Source organism: Mesorhizobium sp. WSM4310, assembly GCF_007003935.1.
Lineage (GTDB): Bacteria > Pseudomonadota > Alphaproteobacteria > Rhizobiales > Rhizobiaceae > Mesorhizobium.
In genome coordinates, this window is record NZ_VFTA01000002.1 from 95,622 (window position 1) to 109,146 (window position 13,525).

Consider the following 13,525-nt stretch of genomic DNA (forward strand, 5'->3'; position numbering starts at 1 on the left):
CAGTCGATCAGCCGGCCGACTGGATCATGTAGAGCTTGCGCGTGGTCTCGCGGATGCTCCATTCGCCCTTCCATCCCTGCGGCAGCACGAGCAGGTCGCCTGGTCCCAGTTCGCGCGCCTCGCCGTCGGCGCGGCTCACCTCGACCCGCCCCGAAATGATATGGCATATCTCCGACGAAGCCGAGCGGTCGGCGGTGAAGCGGCCGGGCGTGCATTCCCAGATGCCGATGTCGACGCTCCCGTCCGGCGATTGGAAAAGCGAGCGCACGGCCTCGACCTGGTCCCCCTCGATGGAGGTGGGCTTGGGTGAGAACGCGCCGATGTCGGCCTTGGCGAGATCGTGGAAGGTCGAAAGGTCGATCAAACTGGTCTCCATCAGTCAGTGGCCGGTAATGCCGTCGGCGAGCGCGGCCAGTTTCGACGTATGCGCAAGCCCAGCGGCCTCGCGCCCATCGGCGATGCGATAAAGCTGGTACATCGAATGCACGCCAAGCCAGCGGAACGGCTCCGGCTCCCATGGCCTGACCTTGCGGTTGACCCAGGGCAGCTTCGTAAGCTCGGTATCCTGGCCGAGGATCAGGTCGGCCAGCGTACGCCCCGAAAGATTGGAGCTCGACACGCCAAGCCCGACATAGCCGCCGGCCCAGCCGATGCGGGTCGCGGGATCGAGCCCGACGGTCGTGCACCAGTCGCGCGGCACGCCGAGCACGCCGCACCAGGCGTGCTCGATGCGGCAGTTCGCCGTCTGCGGCAGCAGCGTCGTCAGGATCCGATGCAACTGGTCGATCGTGGCCTGCTGCGTCTGCCCATTGACGTCGGTCCGCGAGCCGTAGCGATAGGGCACGCCGCGCCCGCCCATGGTGATGCGCCCCTCGCGCGTGCGCTGGGCATAGCAATAGGCGTGGGCGGCGTTGCCGAGAAGCTCGTGACCCTCCCAGCCGATCTGGCGCCAAAGCTCCTCGGACAGCGGCTCGGTGACGATCTGCGCGCTGTTGAGCGCCAGCCAGGTCCGTTCCTCGCCGGGAATGCCTGATGTAAACCCCTCCGTCGCGCGGATGATGGTTTCCGCCCGCACCGTGCCGCGGTTCGTCGTCACGCGGCCCTCGGCGATGGCCGTCACCGTCGTCTGTTCGTAGATCGGCACGCCCAGGCGCTCGACGGCGGCGGCAAGCCCGCGCACCAGCTTGGCCGGCTGCACCCGCGCCTGGCCGTGGACGACGAAGCCGCCCATGACATTGCGGATGTTGATGCGCGCCCGCGTCGCCGCTTGATCCAGCATTTCGACGCGGGTCGGATCGACATCCCAGGCGCGGATCGTTTCGCACTCCTCGCGCGCGCGTTCGAGCTGCGCCAGGTTGGTGGCCACCGTCAGATTATCGACCCGGCGGATATCGGCATCGATGCCTTCCGCGCTCGCCACCCGGATCACCTCGTCGACGCAGCCAGCCATGGCCGCCTGCATGGCGCTGACACCTTGCCGGGTCGAGGTCTTGAGATATTTTTCGCGCGACCAGGAGAAGCCGCCCGACAGCCAGCCGCCATTGCGGCCCGAAGCGCCGAAACCGGCAAATTCGCGTTCGATCAGCGCGATGCGCAGCGAGGGCCTCGCCTTCTTCAGATAATAGGCGGTCCACAGGCCGGTATAGCCGGCGCCGACGATGGCGATATCGGCCTCGATATCGCCAGGCAAGGGCGGCCGGGGCGCGGGAACCCCTCCCAGATCCGCATACCAGAACGATATGTCGCCGTTGCGCTTGGCTTGCATGGGATGACTTTCGAATTGATTGGATCAGGTCAGCGTCGCATCGGCCGAGCTGTCATCGGCCAGAAGCTTGGCGTCGGCACCGTCGAAGCAGAGCTCCACCTTGTCGCCAAGGCCGAAACTGTCGCCGGTCAGCGGTGTGCGCACGATCGCCATGGAGCCGTCGGCGAGCCTGACTTCGTATTTCGATCCCGAGCCGAGATAGATGGCTTCCGCGATCGTCCCCGGCAGCCGGTTGGAGGTGCCCGCCGCGTCCTGACCGGGCCGGCGGATGGCGAGCTTTTCGGGGCGCAGCAGCATGACCGGGCTGGCTTCGCCCGCGATCCGGCGCGGCGCAGTCACCGTCTCGCCGGCAATACGCAGCGCCGTGCTCACGCCGTCGCTGCGCGCCTCTCCGCGCAGCACCGTGGAGTCGCCGATGAAGCGGCCGACGAACAGCGTCGTCGGCTCATCGTAGAGCTCGCGGCCGGTGCCGACCTGCTCGATGCGCCCGCGATTGAACACGGCGATGCGGTCCGACAGGACCAGCGCCTCTTCCTGGTCGTGCGTCACATAGACGAAGGTCGTGCCGAGCTCGCGATGGATGCGCTTGATCTCGAGCTGAAGCCATTCGCGCAGCTTCTTGTCGAGCGCGCCGAGCGGCTCGTCCATCAGCAACAGTGGCGGATCGAAGACGATGGCGCGGGCCAGCGCCACGCGCTGCTGCTGACCGCCTGACAGCTCACTGGGATAGCGATGCGCGAAGTCGCCCATCTTGACCATATCGAGCGCCCTGGCCACGCGCGCCTTTCGCTCTGCCTGATCGACGCCACGCAGCGTCAGCGGATAGGCGACGTTGCGGCCGACGCTCATATGCGGGAACAGCGCGTAGTGCTGGAAGACGACGCCGATATTGCGCTTGTGCGCCGGCACGCCGACGACGTTCCTGCCGCCGACCAGCAGCTTGCCGCTCGTCAGGTCGGTGAAGCCGGCCACGACATTCAGCGTCGTGGTCTTGCCGGAACCGCTCGGGCCGAGCAGCGTCATGAACTCGCCGGGCTCGATGCGTAGCGACACGCCGTCCAGCGCCTTGAAGCCGCCATAGGCCTTGCTGATCGATTCGAGATCGATCGCCGCGCCCTTGCTCTCCTGTCCCGGCTTCATTGGGATCCTTTCCGCTCGCGGCCAAGAAGAAGCATGCCGCCGCCGATCAGGATCGTGGTGGCGAAAAGCAAGATGGTGCCGACGGCGGCAACGGTCGGGTCGGCGTCGCGGGTGATGGAAGAGAATATCTGCACGGGCAAGGTCTTGAGATAGGGGTTGGTGATGAACAGCGACACGACGATCTCGTCGAAGGAGGTGGCGAAGGCGAAGAGCAGGCCGGACAGGATGCCGGGCAGGATCAGCGGCAAGGTCACCGTGCGGAACGCGGTCAGCGCTCCCGCGCCGAGACTCGCCGCCGCCGTCTCGAGGCGCCTGTCGAACACTTCGAGGCTGGCCGAGACCGCGATCAGCACGAAGGGAAGCGCAAGGATGGTGTGGGCCAGCACAAAGCCGGTCAGCGTGCCGACGAGATGGGCGTCGAGATAGACCGCGTAGATTCCGATGGCCAGCACAACGCCGGGGACCACCATGGGCGTCAGCATGAGCATGCGCAGGAGGTTGGCCGGCCGCGCTTTCATGCGGTCGAGGCCGAAGGCGGCAAGCGTGCCGAGCACTGTCGCCAGCACCGCCACGATCGAGGCGACCTTCACCGAGTTCAGGAAGCTCGACATCCAGTCCGGATTGGTGACGAAGTTCAGGTACCATTGCCAGGAGAAGCCCTGCGGCGGGAAGGCGAGCGACTTGTTCTCATTGAACGACATCGGCACCACGACCAGCGTCGGCGCGACAAGCCATATCGCCACCAGCAGGCAGACGAGGCCGAGGATGACGCGTGTGAGCGGCTTCATTTCCATCAGCGCCGCCCCGCTTCCCGATAGCGAGAGCGCATCACCGGGGCCGCCAGCGCCAGGAGCACGAAGGTGGTGACCAAAAGCACCACGCCCATGGCACCGCCGCGGCCCCATTGCAAAAGGCTCAGCACCTGGGTCTGCACCAGGGTCGACAGCATGGTCGAGCGCGGGCCGCCGAGCAGTGCCGGCGTGATGTAGAAGCCCAGCGCCAGGATGAAGACGATGATCGCGCCGGCATAGACGCCCGGCAGCGACAGCGGCAGGTACACCGTGAAGAACGCGCGCGAAGGCCGGGCGCCCAGGCTTTGCGCTGCCCGCATCAGCCTGAGGTCGATACCTTTCATCACCGAGTAGAGCGGCAGGATCATGAAGGGCAGCAGCACCTGCGCCATGCCGATGACCACGCCGGTCTGGGTGCGGATCAGACGGATGCCATCGAACCCGGCCGCGCGTAGCAGCGAATTGATGACACCTGAATCCTGCAGCAGAATCACCCATGAGAGCGTGCGTACGACCCCGCTCACCCAGAACGGGATCAGTACGCAAAGCACCAGGACAAGCCGCACGCGCGGCCCGACGGCGGTCATCAGATAGGCATAGGGATATGCGCAGACCACACAGACGACCGTAACCCACGCCGAGATGACAAAGGTGCGCTGGAGCACCGTGAGATTGACGGGCGCGCCGAAGAACCAGAGGTAATTCTGCACGCCCCATTGCGGTTCCGAGAGGCTGCGCACCATGATGGTGAGCAGCGGATAGCCGATGACGGCTGCCAGCAGGATCAGCGCCGGCAGCGTGAGCGCGAACGGCCGCGATACCCAACCCCGTTTCGCGACGGAAGGCGTTGTCGGTTCGAGCGCGCTCACGGGCTTTGCCTCCGTCAGCCGGTCAGTTGCCGGCCATCAGCGCCGACCACTTTTCCTGCGCCACCGCGAAGTTCGGAACCCAGAACTTGAAGTTCTGCTTGTAGCCCTGCTTCTGGCGTTCCGGCGTGTTGGTCAGGAAGGCGGAGACGGAAGCGTCGACCTTGGGCTGGGCATCGCTGTTGATCGGCGTGTAGGAGGTCTGCTCCGCCAGGACCTCCTGTGCGTGCTTGCCGAGATAGGCATTGAGCAGCGCGTAGGATGCATCCGTATCCTTGACGCCGACCGGGATCGTCATCTGGTCCATCACCACCAGCCAATCCTGCCAGGCCGGCGCGTATTTGGCGCCGTTCTTGACCGCGGTCATGGCGCGGCCCGTCCACATCATCAGCATGTCGGCCTCGCCGGATTCGGCGAGTTGCTGCGATTCAGCGCCCGTTTTCCAGAAGATGGTATCGGGGCCGAGCTTGCGGACCACATCGATGGCCTTGTCGATATCGGCCACCGTCATCGCCTTCGGATCGCCGCCGGCAACCTTGAACGCCTGTTCCAGCAAGCCGCCCGTCGGGCTGCCGGAGCCGTCGATTCCGCGCACGCCCGGGAACTTTGCCGTATCGAAGAAGTCGGCCCAGCTCTTGGGCGGATTATCCTTGTACTTCTCCTTGTTGTACATCAGCACGACGCCGTAATTCATCGCCGGCACCGAACATTCGCCAACCTGGCCTTCCGGGATTTTCGAGACGTCGAGCTTCGTCAGATCCAGCTTCTGGAACAGCTTGCCGCAATAGACATAAGGCGGCAGGTCGTCGGTATCGACAACGTCCCAGGTGACATTGCCGGACTCGACCTGCGCCTGCAGCTTGGCGATCTCGGTCGGACCGTCATTGAGCAACTTGACACCGGACTTGTCGACGAACTCCTTCAGCGCCGCGGCCTGGCCATCCTGGTAGATGCCGCCATAGGAGACGAACGTCAGGGTCTTGCCCTTCAGCGACCCCTCCTTGACCTCGCCCGCCACCGGCTTCTCCTGCGCGAATGCTGCGGTTGCCAGCACGCCAAGCGCCATCACGGCGCTGAGATACAAAGCTTTCGTTTTCTGCATGATTGTCATTCTCCCATTGATGCCCGCATTGGATTGGATCTACCTGGCCGCGAGCGGTTTCCAGGCCGTGTATTGATCGAGCTCGGCGCGCACCGAGGTCGGCGGCGCGATGATCCACATCACTTCGGCTCGGCCGCTGCCGATGTTCTCCGAGCGATGCGGCGTCGAAGTCGTGTATTCGATGCTGTCGCCCTCCTCGAGGACGTGACGGGCGTCGCCGAGCGAGACCTCGACGACCCCGCGCAGCACGACGAGCATCTCGTGCGCGTCGCCATGGGTGTAGCGATCGGGCCCGGTCGAGCCGCCAATGTCGAATTCCCCGACATAGACCTCCATGTCGCTCAGCGGCGGGCGCGACAGTAGCATCTTGCGGCAGCCGTCGCTGGGCGGCAGGCTCGGCCGCTCGCTTCGTCTCAGAACGCCATGGTTTTGCGCCGTGCTTTCCTCGAACAGCATGGCGACGCTGACGCCGAGCGCCGAAGCCATCTGGTTGAGCGAGGCGGTGCTGGCCCCTGTCAGGCCGCGTTCGAGCTGGCTGATGAAACTGGCGCTCGTCCCGGTTGCTTCCGCAAGCTCGCGCAGGGACAGCCTGCGGGCGAGGCGAAGGCTTTTGAGGCGCATGCCCAGCACTTGGTGGGCGTGCGTCGCGACCGGTGTCTCGCCCGTTTTCGACGAAGCCTTGTCCGACCCCTTGCTCATGCCGTCTCCTCACCGCACTTAACAAGATGTACAGTACCACTGTACAACTGACAAGCCATGTATGGGCGCCAGAACAGGGCCAGTCGCTGGGCCAGGCTGCAAGTCGGAAGGGTCACGTGAGCAAGCCGCGCCGCCGATTGACAAGGGGGCGCGTAGGGAGAAGCCTTATCCTTCGCCCGACAGGTCCCGGCGCGCCTTTTCGAGTTCCTCGGCATAGCGCCGCATCAGATGGCCCTCGGTTAGCAGACCGAGCACGATGTGGTCGGTGAAATCCTCGACGACGGCCAGTTCCTCGGCGCCGGCGCGCTGAAACGTCTCGGCGGCGGCCTGCACGTTCATGCTGGGCACCAGGACGGCATCCTTGTACTGCGCGAGATCGCGCACCGGCGCCTCGCCGCCGGCGGGATCGCTGTGCAGTTCGGCCACGATCAGCACGCCGACATACTGGTCGCCCGGGTCGACGGCGATGACGCGCTGCGCCGAACCCAGCGGGATCTGCTTGCGGAAGTCGGCCAGCGTCGTCGCGGCATCGATGGTCTTGATGTCCTTGCGCATCATCGAGCCGACGGTCAGGCTGCGCATCCAGCCGACATCGTGGGCGCTGCGGATCGTCTCGCCGCGCAGATGGAAGCGCCATGTCGAGAACGAATAGCCGAAGGTTTCGCGCACCAGGATCGCCGCCATGATCGAGGCGGCCAGCACGACGCCGGTGAGCGTCAGGTCGCGGGTCGATTCCAGCGCCAGGAAGGTCATCGTCAGCGGACCGCCGACGACACCGACGGCAAGCGAGGTCATGCCGACGACGGCGGCAACGGAAGGGTCGATGCCGGTGGCAGGCGAGACCAGCGCCATCACACCGGCGAATGCCTTGCCAAGCAGCGCACCGAGGAACAGCGAGGCGAAGAACAGGCCGCCGCGAAAGCCCGAGCCCAGCGAGATGGCTGACGCCGCCAATTTCAGCACGAAGACGCTGGCCACCACGGTCAGCCCATAGTTCATCGCGAATTCGCGGTGCAGCGCGCCATGGCCGCTGGACAGGACCTGCGGCGTGATCAGCCCCAGCAGGCCGACGATGACACCGCCGACGACGGGACGCAGCGAGGCATCGACCGACAGCCTGTTGAAACCGCGCTCGATCAGCGTCACCAGCTGCATGATGGCGATCGAGGCCGCGCCGCCCAGCAGCCCGAGCAGCAGGAACGGCACATACTGGCTGGGGGTCAGTTGCGGCAGCCCAGAAAGCTCCAGCGGAAACGGCACGCCGCCGAACATTTCCGCGGTCAGCGAGGCCGAGATCGCGGCCGTCATGACCGGCGCGACATTGGCGACCGAGTAGATGCCGATGACCAGTTCGAAGCCATAGAAGGCCCCGGTCAGCGGCGCGTCGAAGGCGGCGGCGATGGCCCCGGCCGCACCGCAGCCGACGAGGATGCGGACATCATTGCGGCGCAGCCTGAAGATGCGCGCCAGCCGCGACGCCAGGCCGGAGCCGACCTGCGTGTAGCCGGCTTCCAGGCCGACCGAAGCGCCGAAGCCGCTGGAGATCATCGTCTGGCCGGCGATGATGAAGGTGTCGGTCAGCGACATGCGACCGCCATAGAGCGCGTTGGCCTCGATCGGATCGACGGGTGTGCGGAATTTCCGCAGCCGCAGCCATATCACCGTCAGGCCGAGCAGGGCGCCGCCGACCGGCGGGATCAGCGCCTGCGTGGGATTGGCGAGCGAGAACATGCCCGAAAGCCGGCCACCGGGCTGAACGCCGAACAACAACCCGTGCAGATCCTGCACGATCTGGCTCATCGCGGTGACCAGTATACCCGCCATGACGCCGACGGCGCCCGCCAGCATGACCACTGCGATGCCGCGCGCCTCGAGCAGCGGAATTGACCTCAGAAGCACCGCACGCAGCCGGCGGGCGTAGACTTGTGGCTGGTTTCTGGAAAGCACCGGGCGGCTCGCCGATATCAAAAGGGACGTGGAAGGCTGATACGCCTAGGGATACCGCATGGCAACCGCGATGCCGGCTCCCCGAATGCCAGGATCGCTTTCGAACAGTCTGGAGGCTTCCTTTGATCAACCCGGAGCCAAAAAGGCATAAGTGAATTGGGCATCTGAAATCGGACACCGGATTCGCGGCAAAGGCCCTCCTCCCCCTCGCCTGCGAAATCGACGCAAGGCCTGAAAAGTGGTATTTTGGCCCGTCTCTATTTCCCTCCAGGAGGAGAACATGATTGCGCGGGGATTGTTTTCATTGGCTGCTTGCACGATTTTTTTGAGCTCGTCTGCAATGAGCCATTCAGACATAGACATGCCAGTTAAGTTGAGTATTTCATACCCCATGTCTCCTTTTGCGGGAGGCAATACGGAAAAACGGAGCCGGCCCGCAGAAGAACTTCTTCGGACCGCACAGCAGGATGTCTGCTGTCCTGGCGGTTATCCTTGGTACCGTAATTCAACGAACACGTGTTACGGCAGCTATGAAGATTGCCACGATACCGATGGCGGAGGTTGGTCCTGCAGGCAGGTCAACGCCTGCTAGGCGATAAGAGATTGGCCGGTGCGCAAGCGAGCTTGATTGCCGATCATATCGACGTCTCCGAATTCAGGCAGGCAAACGGAAGTCCGCTCGCCAACCCAGCTCCTCGACCGCCTTTTGCGTCGAGACCGCCGGGTTGGGTTCCGCCACGTTGAAGACGCCGGCCGCCCCCTTGTCGAGCGCGAGCAGCGCGGCATAGGCGGCGGCATCGACATGCAACGGCGATGCGCCGGCGGCCGTATCGGTTCCCGTTCCCGGCCCATAGAGCTGGCCATATCGCAGCACGACGCCGGCGAATGGCGCGCTGAGAACGGCCTTTTCCAAGGCGATGACGCCACTGACGCTGATGCCGCGATTGCCACTCGCGCCGCCAGCCAGAGGGTCGGCTTCGCCATGCGGCTCCGAGCCCGGCGCATAGGCCCAGGCGATGCTTTGCGCCACCATGCGCCGGACACCGGACGCAAGGGCGGCCGCGACCAGATTACGCGTGCCTTCGTCGCGGATGCGGGCATTGCGCACGACCGCCTCGCCCATCCGGCTCGGATCCAGCCCTGGCGGCAGGTCGGTCAGCTGATGGACGACCATATCAGGCTTGGCGGCGAGCATCGCGCGCGACAGCGCCTCGGCATCGAAGACGTCCACGACCACCGGCCCGACTCCGAGGGCGCGCAATGTCGCGGCCTTGTCCGCATTGCGCGTGGTGCCCGTTACCTGATGGCCGGCGGCCAGAAGTTGCGGGATCAGTCGCTGGCCGATGGCACCGGAGGCACCGGCAAGAAAGATTCGATGACCCATCGTCAGGGACTCCGCATTGTCTTAATATCAGTGCACGAACAATATATAAGAGCTCTTACATTATGCGCAAGCCGAATCCGCACGCATCGATACCCGCCGCCGGCGAAGGCAAACGCGGCGAGGAAGGCTATCTCGGCTATCTCCTGCGCCAGGCCGCCGGCGCGCATCGGCTCAGAATGGACCGGGCGCTGGGCGATCTCGGCGTGACGCAGCCGCAATTCGCCACGCTGACCATGCTTGCGGCCTATCCCGGTCTCTCCAATGCCGATCTGGCCCGGCTGGCGCTGCTCACCCCGCAAACGCTCAGCGTCATCGTCGCCAATCTCGAGCGGGCCGGCTCGCTGGTGCGCAAGCCGCATGCCGTTCACGGCCGCATCCAGCACATCGATCTCAGCGACAGCGGTCGCGCACTGCTGCACGCCTGCCGCCGGCGCGTGCGGGCGATCGAGAGCGAGCTGACGCAGGGGTTGTCGGAAGCGGAAGAACGCGCCGTCAGGCGCTGGCTGGTCGGCGTCGCCACGGCCACCGCCGCCGAGTCCTGATTATTCCCGGTTGCTGACCAGCCGAGCAGCGGTCGATCAGGTGGGCATGGGCTCACCGGCCTCGTAGAGCACAAGGTTGCGCTCGCCTATGCCCAGCGCCGGCCAGCTCGCGCGCCACTGTGCGATATGCGGCGAGCGGAAATGCGCATCGAGCGCCGCCCTGTCGCGCCACACCTCGGTAACCCGGATCAACCCCGCATCGAGCACATCCCGCGCGTAGGAATATTCAAGGCAGCCATCCTCGGCGCGGCTGCCCGAGATCATGCGCTCCATCGCCGGCCTTGCCTCCTCCAGCTTTCCTGCAGGCAAGCGGATCGTGCCGATGATGAGAAGCATGGGTCTTCCTCCTTGCGGGATCGTCGAGCTGGCCACTCTCCCACCCTCGCGCAAGCTTGGCCAGCTACCCTCGCCGGGCTGTCCCATGCGCGGCAGTCTATGGTTCGAGGACTTTTATGGCGATCAGCGAAAGCATCCAGCCCGGCGCGGTGGCCAAGAACGGCCGCGACATCTTCTTCGCGCTCGGCATCGTCATCATCCTGGCCGTGCTGTTCCTGCCGATCCCGGCCTTCCTCATCGATATCGGCCTGGCCTTCTCGATCGCGCTTTCGGTGCTGATCCTGATGGTGGCGCTGTGGATCCAGCGGCCGCTCGACTTCTCCTCGTTCCCGACCGTGCTGCTCATCGCCACGATGCTGCGGCTATCCCTCAACATCGCCACCACGCGCATGATCCTGTCGCATGGCAATGAGGGCACGCACGCCGCAGGCTATGTCATTGCCGGCTTCTCCAAGCTGGTGATGGCCAGCGACTTCGTCATCGGCCTCATCGTCTTCATGATCCTGATCGTGGTGAACTTCATCGTCATCACCAAGGGCGCCACGCGTATCGCCGAAGTCGGCGCCCGCTTCACCCTCGACGCCATCCCCGGCAAGCAGATGTCGATCGACGCCGACCTTTCCGCCGGCATGATCGACGACAAGACCGCGCAGTTGCGCCGCCGCGAACTGGAAGAAGAAAGCTCTTTCTTCGGCTCGATGGACGGCGCCTCGAAATTCGTGCGCGGCGACGCCATCGCCGGCCTCATCATCACCGCCATCAACATCGTCGGCGGCATCGCCATCGGCTACATCAGGCACGGCATGGGCATGGGCGAGGCCGCCGACGTGTTCATCAAGCTGTCGGTCGGCGATGGTCTCGTCACCCAGATCCCGGCGCTGATCGTTTCGCTCGCCGCCGGCCTGCTGGTTTCCAAGGGCGGCACCCGCGGCTCGACCAACCAGGCCGTGTTCGGCCAGCTCGGCGCCCATCCGCGCGCGCTTTACGTGGCGGCGGCGCTGCTGGTGCTGCTCGGCCTGATGCCCGGCCTGCCGCTGTTCCCCTTCTTCGCACTGGCCGGCGGCATGGCTGGCCTCGGCTACGTCATCCCGATGCGCGCCAACCGCGTCCTCGCCGAGGCCGAGGCGCTGAAGACCCAGGAAAAGGCGACCAAGGCCGAGGAAGAGAAGAACTCGGTCAAGGCCTCGCTCGCCACCGCCGAGATAGAACTGCTGATCGGCAAGCAGCTGTCGACCCGGCTGCTCGTGTCACATCAGGAGCTGGTCTTCCGCATGGCCAAGATGCGCAAGAAGTTCGCCCAGCAATACGGCTTCGTCGTGCCGGAAGTGCGCGTTGCCGACGATTTCGCCATCCCGCCGAAGAGCTATCAGATCAAGGTGCATGGCACGGTGGTCGCCGAATATTCGATGCGCGTCGGTGAGATCATGGTTCTGCTCGGCAGCCGCGAAGTTCCCGAAATCCCCGGTGAAGAGATCCGCGAGCCGGCCTTCGGAATGCGTGCCTATTCCGTCATGGAAACCTTCGCCGAGGATTTGAAACGCGAGAACTACACCTTCGCCGACAACATGTCGGTGCTGCTCACCCATCTCTCGGAAGTCATCCGCAACAACCTTCCGCAGCTCCTGTCCTACAAGGACATGAAGGCGCTGCTCGAGCGCCAGGACCAGGAATACCGCAAGCTGGCCGACGAGATCTGCACCACGCACATCTCCTATCCCGGCCTGCAGGCGGTGCTGAAGCTGCTGCTCGCCGAACGCGTCTCGATCCGCAATCTGCATCTGATCATCGAGGCCATCGCCGAGATCGCGCCGCATGTGCGCCGCACCGAGCAGATCGTCGAGCATGTCCGCATCCGCATGGCCCAGCAGATCTGCGGCGACCTCTCGGAAGGCGGCGTGCTCAAGGTGCTGCGGCTCGGCAACCGCTGGGATCTCGCCTTCCACCAGAGCCTCAAGCGCGACGCCAAGGGCGAGGTGCGCGAGTTCGACATCGATCCGCGTCAGCTCGAGGAATTCGGCCAGGACGCCACCAAGGCGATCAAGAAATTCCTCGAGGCCGGCGAGCGCTTCGTTCTCGTCACAGCGCCGGACGCCCGCCCCTATGTGCGCATGATCATCGAGCGGTTGTTCACCACGCTGCCGGTGCTCTCCCATGTCGAAATCGCCAAGGGCGTCGAGATCAGGGTGCTCGGGACCATATCGTGAGCCTTCTCTCGCAGAGCGTCGTCATCGCGGCGTTCCTCGCCTTCTGCCGCATCGGCGCCTGCTTCATGCTGATGCCGGGCCTGTCCAGCGCCCGCGTGCCGGTGCAGGTCAGGCTGTTCGTGGCGGTCGCCGCCACCGGTGGCCTGCTTGCGTTCCTGTGGGACCGCATCATTCCTTTCGTCGATCCGCGCCCGCAGATCCTGGTGCCGATGATCATCTCGGAACTCCTGGTCGGCGGGCTTATCGGCGCCATGACCAGGCTCTACATGGAAGCGCTGCGCTTCATGGGCTCGGCCATCGCCATGCTGATCGGCTATGGCGGCTCGGGCGGGCCGGCGATCGAGGAACCGGAACCGCAGGCAGCCCTTGCCGCCATCATCTCGTTCTCGGCGCTGTTGATGCTGTTCGTCTTCGACTTCGACCACGAAATCGTCCGCGCTTTGGTGGCGTCCTACACGGTCGCACCGGTCAACGTCTTCTTCAACCCGCAAGCGGCGCTGGTCGACATCACCGACACCGTGTCGGACACCTTCTTCCTGGTCATCCGCCTCGGCAGCCCGTTCGTCGCCTATGCCATTCTGGTCAATCTGACGATCGGCTTCGTCAACAAGCTGACCCCGCAGATCCCGATCTATTTCATTTCCCAGCCCTTCGTCATCGCCGGCGGCATGATCATCTTCTATTTCGCCATCGGCACCATGCTGTCGCTGTTCGTCGACGGCTTCGTCGACCTGACTTTGGCGAGGTGA

13 protein-coding genes are annotated in these 13,525 nt (G+C 64.8%); 3 read left to right on the forward strand and 10 right to left on the reverse strand.

Annotation, left to right across the window (positions count from 1 at the left end; genetic code table 11):
* Window positions 1-7: 7 nt before the first annotated feature.
* From FJV80_RS03465 to FJV80_RS03505, 9 genes are all read right to left on the reverse strand, one after another.
* On the reverse strand, window positions 8-376 hold the full coding sequence (locus tag FJV80_RS03465) for a cupin domain-containing protein (RefSeq protein WP_095792689.1): 369 nt from the start codon (window positions 374-376) through the stop codon (window positions 8-10).
* A gap of 3 nt (window positions 377-379) precedes the next feature.
* Window positions 380-1,765: an FAD-binding oxidoreductase gene (locus tag FJV80_RS03470; protein WP_142875557.1), complete on the reverse strand. Its 1,386-nt coding sequence runs from the start codon at window positions 1,763-1,765 to the stop codon at window positions 380-382.
* Window positions 1,766-1,789: 24 nt separating this feature from the next.
* The gene (locus FJV80_RS03475) at window positions 1,790-2,905 is read right to left on the reverse strand and encodes an ABC transporter ATP-binding protein (protein WP_095792688.1); all 1,116 of its coding nucleotides are present in this window, start codon (window positions 2,903-2,905) and stop codon (window positions 1,790-1,792) included.
* The gene (locus tag FJV80_RS03480) at window positions 2,902-3,699 is read right to left on the reverse strand and encodes an ABC transporter permease (RefSeq protein ID WP_095792687.1); all 798 of its coding nucleotides are present in this window, start codon (window positions 3,697-3,699) and stop codon (window positions 2,902-2,904) included. Before FJV80_RS03480 ends, FJV80_RS03475 begins: the two co-directional genes overlap by 4 nt.
* Complete coding sequence (locus tag FJV80_RS03485) at window positions 3,699-4,565, reverse strand: ABC transporter permease (RefSeq protein ID WP_095786954.1); 867 nt, start codon at window positions 4,563-4,565, stop codon at window positions 3,699-3,701. Before FJV80_RS03485 ends, FJV80_RS03480 begins: the two co-directional genes overlap by 1 nt.
* Window positions 4,566-4,587: 22 nt before the next feature.
* Window positions 4,588-5,664, reverse strand: coding sequence for a PotD/PotF family extracellular solute-binding protein (locus tag FJV80_RS03490; RefSeq protein WP_095792737.1), 1,077 nt, complete (start codon window positions 5,662-5,664; stop codon window positions 4,588-4,590).
* 39 nt (window positions 5,665-5,703) lie between these two features.
* Window positions 5,704-6,363: an XRE family transcriptional regulator gene (locus FJV80_RS03495; protein ID WP_142875558.1), complete on the reverse strand. Its 660-nt coding sequence runs from the start codon at window positions 6,361-6,363 to the stop codon at window positions 5,704-5,706.
* A gap of 165 nt (window positions 6,364-6,528) precedes the next feature.
* Window positions 6,529-8,310, reverse strand: coding sequence for a chloride channel protein (locus FJV80_RS03500; RefSeq protein ID WP_142875559.1), 1,782 nt, complete (start codon window positions 8,308-8,310; stop codon window positions 6,529-6,531).
* Between the two features lie 655 nt (window positions 8,311-8,965).
* Window positions 8,966-9,694, reverse strand: coding sequence for an NAD(P)-dependent oxidoreductase (locus tag FJV80_RS03505; protein ID WP_142875560.1), 729 nt, complete (start codon window positions 9,692-9,694; stop codon window positions 8,966-8,968).
* A gap of 62 nt (window positions 9,695-9,756) precedes the next feature.
* Between FJV80_RS03505 and FJV80_RS03510 the strand changes: the two genes are divergently transcribed.
* Complete coding sequence (locus FJV80_RS03510) at window positions 9,757-10,236, forward strand: MarR family transcriptional regulator (RefSeq protein ID WP_142875561.1); 480 nt, start codon at window positions 9,757-9,759, stop codon at window positions 10,234-10,236.
* A 36-nt stretch (window positions 10,237-10,272) separates the two neighbouring features.
* Here the strand turns inward: FJV80_RS03510 and FJV80_RS03515 are convergent, their stop codons facing one another.
* Complete coding sequence (locus FJV80_RS03515) at window positions 10,273-10,572, reverse strand: putative quinol monooxygenase (protein WP_142875562.1); 300 nt, start codon at window positions 10,570-10,572, stop codon at window positions 10,273-10,275.
* A gap of 116 nt (window positions 10,573-10,688) precedes the next feature.
* Here FJV80_RS03515 and flhA point away from each other — a divergent pair, with 116 nt between their 5' ends.
* Window positions 10,689-12,776 carry a flagellar biosynthesis protein FlhA gene (flhA, locus tag FJV80_RS03520; protein ID WP_095786957.1) on the forward strand — a complete coding sequence of 696 codons (2,088 nt, stop codon included), beginning with the start codon at window positions 10,689-10,691 and terminating at the stop codon, window positions 12,774-12,776.
* Window positions 12,773-13,525 (forward strand): flagellar biosynthetic protein FliR, encoded by a 753-nt coding sequence (fliR, locus tag FJV80_RS03525; protein ID WP_095786958.1) that lies wholly within the window; start codon window positions 12,773-12,775, stop codon window positions 13,523-13,525. The genes flhA and fliR overlap by 4 nt, the downstream gene beginning before the upstream one ends.

Bases quoted from the DNA above. Each gene is read 5' to 3' on its own strand.
- FJV80_RS03465 (WP_095792689.1), bottom strand. From the start codon at position 376: ATGGAGACCAGTTTGATCGACCTTTCGACCTTCCACGATCTCGCCAAG.
- FJV80_RS03470 (WP_142875557.1), bottom strand. From the start codon at position 1,765: ATGCAAGCCAAGCGCAACGGCGACATATCGTTCTGGTATGCGGATCTG.
- FJV80_RS03475 (WP_095792688.1), bottom strand. From the start codon at position 2,905: ATGAAGCCGGGACAGGAGAGCAAGGGCGCGGCGATCGATCTCGAATCG.
- FJV80_RS03480 (WP_095792687.1), bottom strand. From the start codon at position 3,699: ATGGAAATGAAGCCGCTCACACGCGTCATCCTCGGCCTCGTCTGCCTG.
- FJV80_RS03490 (WP_095792737.1), bottom strand. From the start codon at position 5,664: ATGCAGAAAACGAAAGCTTTGTATCTCAGCGCCGTGATGGCGCTTGGC.
- FJV80_RS03495 (WP_142875558.1), bottom strand. From the start codon at position 6,363: ATGAGCAAGGGGTCGGACAAGGCTTCGTCGAAAACGGGCGAGACACCG.
- FJV80_RS03505 (WP_142875560.1), bottom strand. From the start codon at position 9,694: ATGGGTCATCGAATCTTTCTTGCCGGTGCCTCCGGTGCCATCGGCCAG.
- FJV80_RS03510 (WP_142875561.1), top strand. From the start codon at position 9,757: ATGCGCAAGCCGAATCCGCACGCATCGATACCCGCCGCCGGCGAAGGC.
- FJV80_RS03515 (WP_142875562.1), bottom strand. From the start codon at position 10,572: ATGCTTCTCATCATCGGCACGATCCGCTTGCCTGCAGGAAAGCTGGAG.
- flhA (WP_095786957.1), top strand. From the start codon at position 10,689: ATGGCGATCAGCGAAAGCATCCAGCCCGGCGCGGTGGCCAAGAACGGC.